Here is a 4,992-nt window from a genome sequence, read left to right as displayed (position 1 = left end):
CGCGTTGTACGTCAAAAAGATCTCCTTGGCTTTTCCACTCTACCCACCAACGAGCAATGGCTCCAGCGGTTGTCTCAAATCTTACAGTTGAAAGCACCTTGGCCCGAGATTCTCGCTCAGGCACTGAAAGCTCAGAACCATTTCCGCCATCTTTCCCTGCATTGCGGCGGAGTCGTCATCGTGCCGGAGGAAATCCGGCGCTATGTACCGATCGAGATCACGGCGAAGGGCCTGCCCGTCATCCAATGGGAGAAGGATCAGACGGAAGAAGCCGGGCTCGTGAAAATCGATATCCTGGGCAACCGATCACTCGCCGTGATTCGAGATGCTCTCGCGGCCATCGCTAAACATACCGGCCGGATGATTGATTATGAGACATGGGATCCGCTGAACGATGCCGCCACGCAAGACGCGATACGACGAGGCGACACGATCGGCTGCTTCTACATCGAATCACCCGCCACACGTCTTTTGTTGAAAAAATTATGGACTGGCATGCCTCCGCACCGCCTCAGGGAGGCCGATGTCTTCGAATATCTCGTCATGGTCTCGTCGCTCGTCCGGCCAGCTACCAATCCTTTCGTTGAAGAGTTTATCCGCCGAGCACAAGAAGACTCCTGTGCTTCCTGGCATCTCAAACTGGAAGGAGTCCTGGATGAAACCCACGGCATCATGACGTATCAAGAGGACGTTTCGAAGGTGGCAATGGCTCTGGCGGACTTTTCCGTTGAAGATGCGGATCAACTTCGGAAAATTATCAGTAAGAAGCATAAACAACGACAACTTCGAGACTACTATGAGCAGTTTTGTCGAGGTGCCGCGCGGAACGGTGCTTCATGGAGCACAATCGCTGAAATCTGGAAGATGATCATGAGTTTCGCAGGCTACAGCTTTTGCAAGCCCCACTCGGCCAGCTATGCGCAGGTATCGTTCAAGTCCGCCTATCTCAGAACTCACTATCCGGCGGAGTTCATCGCCGCCGTCATCAGCAATCACGGCGGCTTTTATTCGACCTTCGCGTACGTCTCGGAAGCCAGGCGCATGGGTCTCGCCATCCTCCTGCCGGACATCAACGAGAGCGATTGGGCTTACCGCGGTGAAGGGGAACGGCTGCGGATGGGCTTGATGCAGGTGAAGACAATCCCGGAAGCACTCGGTGAGAAGATTATTAAAGAGCGTGCAAAGAATGGTCCGTACCGGTCGTTTCAGGACTTTCTTCGGCGTGTGGAGACGGAGCCCGCCCATGCCAGAGTATTAGTCCGCGCCGGCTGTTGTGACTCCATCGCCGGTGAACTGACAAGACCTGCCTTGATGTGGCGGCTGTACACGGTAAACAATTCCGCCTCAAGTCCCTTACCAATTCCGGAAGACTATTCTGCCGCTCAAAAGCGCGCTCATGAAATCGAGTCGTTCGGCTTTCTAGCCAGCCGTCATCCTCTGACCCTTTATCGCAAACAGATCGAACGGCTGCGGCCAGTGCCGGCTTCTCACATGCATCGATTCGTCGGTCGGCGCATCACCATGGTGGGTGTGCTGATCACAGAAAAGGCCGCTGAGACCAAGCACGGCCATGCCATGGAATTCATCACCTTGGAAGACGTCACAGCCCTTTACGATGCCACGCTGTTCCCTGAAATGTATCGCCGCTGCTGCCATCTGCTCTCACCCAACCGGCCGTATGTGGTCCGCGGGCTGGTGGAAGAAAGTTTCGGGGTTGTGACGCTGACCGTCCTGGATCTTCACCTACTGGAACCGAGGACGGACGAGGGAAATCACTCGCTGCCTAACCGGCAAGAATCGCGGTATGGTCAACCATGCGACGTCCCGTCCGATCCGCCGCTCAATTCATTCCTCCTCGACTGACGATTGCCGCCTTACAGAAGGCTGCCGCTTCCTGTACCGGCTGCAATCTCTACCAGCGAGCCATGCAAACCGTGTTCGGAGAAGGCTCGGCTCACGCGACGATCATGTTGGTCGGCGAGCAACCGGGTGATCAAGAAGATCAGGCCGGCCATCCCTTTGTCGGACCAGCCGGCAAGATCTTAGACAAGGCGTTGGCCGAAGTGGGAATTACGCGGGCAAGCGTGTATGTCACGAATGCCGTGAAACATTTCAAATGGGAGCCACAAGGCAAGCGCCGTAAACACAAGAAACCGTCGGTCTCCGAAATCGCCGCCTGTCGCCCATGGCTTGAAGCAGAAGTACAGGTGGTGAACCCACGTGTCGTCGTATGTCTCGGCGTGACAGCAGCTCAGTCAGTTTTCGGCAAGACTGTACGTTTGAATGATCTTCGAGGGCAGTTCTGGAACACCCCCATCGTCTCGAACGTCTTTGTGACTATCCACCCTTCTGCCCTGCTTCGGTTTCCTGAAGCAGGGCAGCGCGACGAAGAGTACCGCCGTTTTGCCGAGGACTTGCGACAGGTCGAACGATTTCTTCGGGCCTAACGATGTCTTGCCAACGGGACCACACTCAGACCTGTCTGCTCATCATCGACATGATCAACGAGTTCACGTTCGACGGCGCCGAGCAACTCTTTCCGGCCATTGAACAGACGGCACAGACCATTGCGATACTTAAACAACGCGTTAAAGCAGCTCGGTTACCGGTCTTGTACGTGAACGACAACTTCGGCAAGTGGCGTTCGGATTTTAGAACGCTCGTGGATCGGTGTTTGGAGAGCGATTGCCGAGGGAAGCGGATCACGGACGTCTTGAGGCCGGAGAAAGACGACTACTTCGTCCTGAAGCCCAAGCACTCCGGCTTTTTTGCGACGCCGTTGGAGCTGTTACTCCGCCATCTTAAAGTACAGCGAGTCATACTGACCGGTGTAGCAGGCAACAACTGCGTCCTCTTCACTGCCGCTGATGCCTACATGCGCAACTTCGACATAGTAGTCCCGGAGGACTGCACCGTATCTATCGAACCCGATGCCAACCGCTCGGCCCTCGAACACATGCGCGAGACGTTGAAAGCCGCTACGGCTCCATCCACAACCATCATCGGCAAATTAGCCGCATAAGAAGCCGCGCGCAATCGGCTGAATCGCGACACCGGTACGGTCTCTCCCTCAAACAGCCTCATGTAGGTGTCCATTACATATAAAATGGCCGGACACGGTTTATGAAATCACCTACTCTCTTTCACCCTCGAACTCCCCGCGCGAATTCGATTCAGCGGGTAAGAACGGAATCCAGGAGAACACAGTCAGCGTAACGGCTGCGGCGAGAATTCACCTTTCCTTAAAACGACCCCGATCGCCTGTACCGCTTTGACAAACACGGTGATCCTTGGGTTTAATTGGGGTTGATTAAGGTAACCGGGCGATTCGGGGTCGAAAACGGAAGCGTATCAATGCTGGTACGTACTGTAAAAATACTCGCGTGGGCTTGGCTCATTGCAGCCTGTTCTCTGATCCTAATTGGTCATGCGTCGACATGGTATCGAGGAGGATCCGCCGCCCTTGAGGACCTGTTTGGTCCGCATATTATTGCAAATAGTATCGCCGTAGGCCTGACGCTCGCTCCGGCTTTCTTTCTTTCCAGATTAGCAAGAGGGCTCCAACAAAAGAATCGCGGCAAGATTCTTCTTTCATCAGCGGCGCTTGTTGTCAGTGTGGCTGCCGTTGCACTTATCGTCCTGTTGCCCGTGACGCTAGAAGGGAATAAGTCCAAGGCGAGGGAATACCAAGCTCAGTCGATCCGCGTGAAAGACGGCAGTGTTGCCATGTATCAGTACAAGGATCACTCACTGACCGGCCCCGTAAGAAACGAGGGGACACCGGAATCAATTCAGATTGGCGACGTGATTACAATCAACGGCAAGACGATTCGGGCGCAACACATTCTCGTCAAAGAAATTCTGTCTGACATTCGTTATGGCGGCCAAGTCCTCGGCAAGACGGGCGATACTCAGTGTGTCATTACAGAGTCACCGGAAGACTTCCCACCCGGTGATAAAAACGCCGAGCGTGACCGTCTATGGATTGTGGTGGAGAAGTGCGACCCGATTGCCGTGGCAACCCACTAGAGTGTCCGACACCTCGATGTCCAACCACTTGAACGAACAAACACAACGGAATCGCACGCCACGGTTTGCCTCCGTTTCTTCTTACGCGAAACTGCACACCCAGTCATTGGGAAATCTTACCATCGACCCCAGCCTGCATCTGCGCCATCCTTTTGCTTCCGGCCCATACTCATGACGACTAAAAACAACCGCTATTCAGTGCATGTATGGTTCGCGACAGAAATACAAGAAGCAGACTTGACCCTATTTCACCATTGCTCCGTCCAATCCAGGAAGCCATCATTCAAGAGGGGAGTGGGGCTACGAAAACTTCGTTGGACTGCACAGGGTCGAGGAAAGCGAGTTGGTATCAGGCTCATCTACTATTGGAAACCTGCAAGCTGCGGGCATCCCAAACCGATTCGCGCTAATGATCATGTCCGAAATATAGTATCTATATTCTCGGGCAAGTTGCCAGTGAATGTTGATGCAGTAACATTAGCTTAAAACTTGCTGGGGCATCCCTTCGTTTTCTGCCATTCATATCGTTAGAAGATCGTTGCTGCAAAATTATTGAGTGATCGGGGGTAGGAGCAATGCAACCTTTCTCAATTCGTCACGGGAAAGCTCTCGTCGGACAGCATATTCGGGTCACAATGAAAGACCGTTTGCGACAGCGTCTATGGATGACGGTTCAAAAGTACAATGAATCCTATTCGTATCAGCCGGACCCGTCAGACAATTGGACTTCGAAAAGCAGCATTGCAGAGCAAACCGAGAGCAAGCTGAAGCGGCTTCTCGGATTTTCTGAACTTAAATCACGTGCTGCGGAAGATGCTGTAGGACTTGAAGGGTACTTTATGAAAGGGTATCCCTCATGCGCGCTTGAAGTAATTGAACAATTTATCGAGGAACTATCGACATTCGGCGAAGATGGCTATGGCAAGGGTCGGACATCAAATTTCCAAGCGGAAATTAACGAAG

General features: G+C 53.3%; 5 protein-coding genes. All 5 read left to right on the top strand.

Translation table 11 applies throughout. The features are described from left to right. Positions 1-1,863, top strand: a 1,863-nt coding sequence (locus ACOSYY_RS09925; RefSeq protein ID WP_421662131.1) for a helix-hairpin-helix domain-containing protein, incomplete at its 5' end; no start/stop codon positions are given. Further along, entirely contained in the window at positions 1,815-2,447 is a 633-nt protein-coding gene (locus ACOSYY_RS09920; protein WP_421662130.1) for a UdgX family uracil-DNA binding protein, read from the top strand. The genes ACOSYY_RS09925 and ACOSYY_RS09920, both read left to right, overlap by 49 nt. Before the next feature lie 2 nt (positions 2,448-2,449). After that, positions 2,450-3,022, top strand: a complete 573-nt coding sequence (locus ACOSYY_RS09915) for a cysteine hydrolase family protein (RefSeq protein ID WP_421662129.1) — start codon at positions 2,450-2,452, stop codon at positions 3,020-3,022. A 332-nt stretch (positions 3,023-3,354) separates the two neighbouring features. Then, entirely contained in the window at positions 3,355-4,029 is a 675-nt protein-coding gene (locus tag ACOSYY_RS09910; protein WP_421662128.1) for a hypothetical protein, read from the top strand. A gap of 635 nt (positions 4,030-4,664) precedes the next feature. Beyond that, on the top strand, positions 4,665-4,992 hold a 328-nt coding region (locus tag ACOSYY_RS09905; protein ID WP_421662126.1), incomplete at its 3' end, for a hypothetical protein.

The sequence above is a fragment of the Nitrospira sp. BLG_2 genome, assembly GCF_049222245.1.
This window is presented reverse-complemented; position numbering and strand designations above follow the sequence as displayed.

What these genes read in the sequence shown, in the direction of transcription:
- ACOSYY_RS09915 (WP_421662129.1), top strand. Translation starts at nt 2,450, where the DNA reads ATGTCTTGCCAACGGGACCACACTCAGACCTGTCTGCTCATCATCGAC.
- ACOSYY_RS09910 (WP_421662128.1), top strand. Translation starts at nt 3,355, where the DNA reads ATGCTGGTACGTACTGTAAAAATACTCGCGTGGGCTTGGCTCATTGCA.
- ACOSYY_RS09920 (WP_421662130.1), top strand. Translation starts at nt 1,815, where the DNA reads ATGCGACGTCCCGTCCGATCCGCCGCTCAATTCATTCCTCCTCGACTG.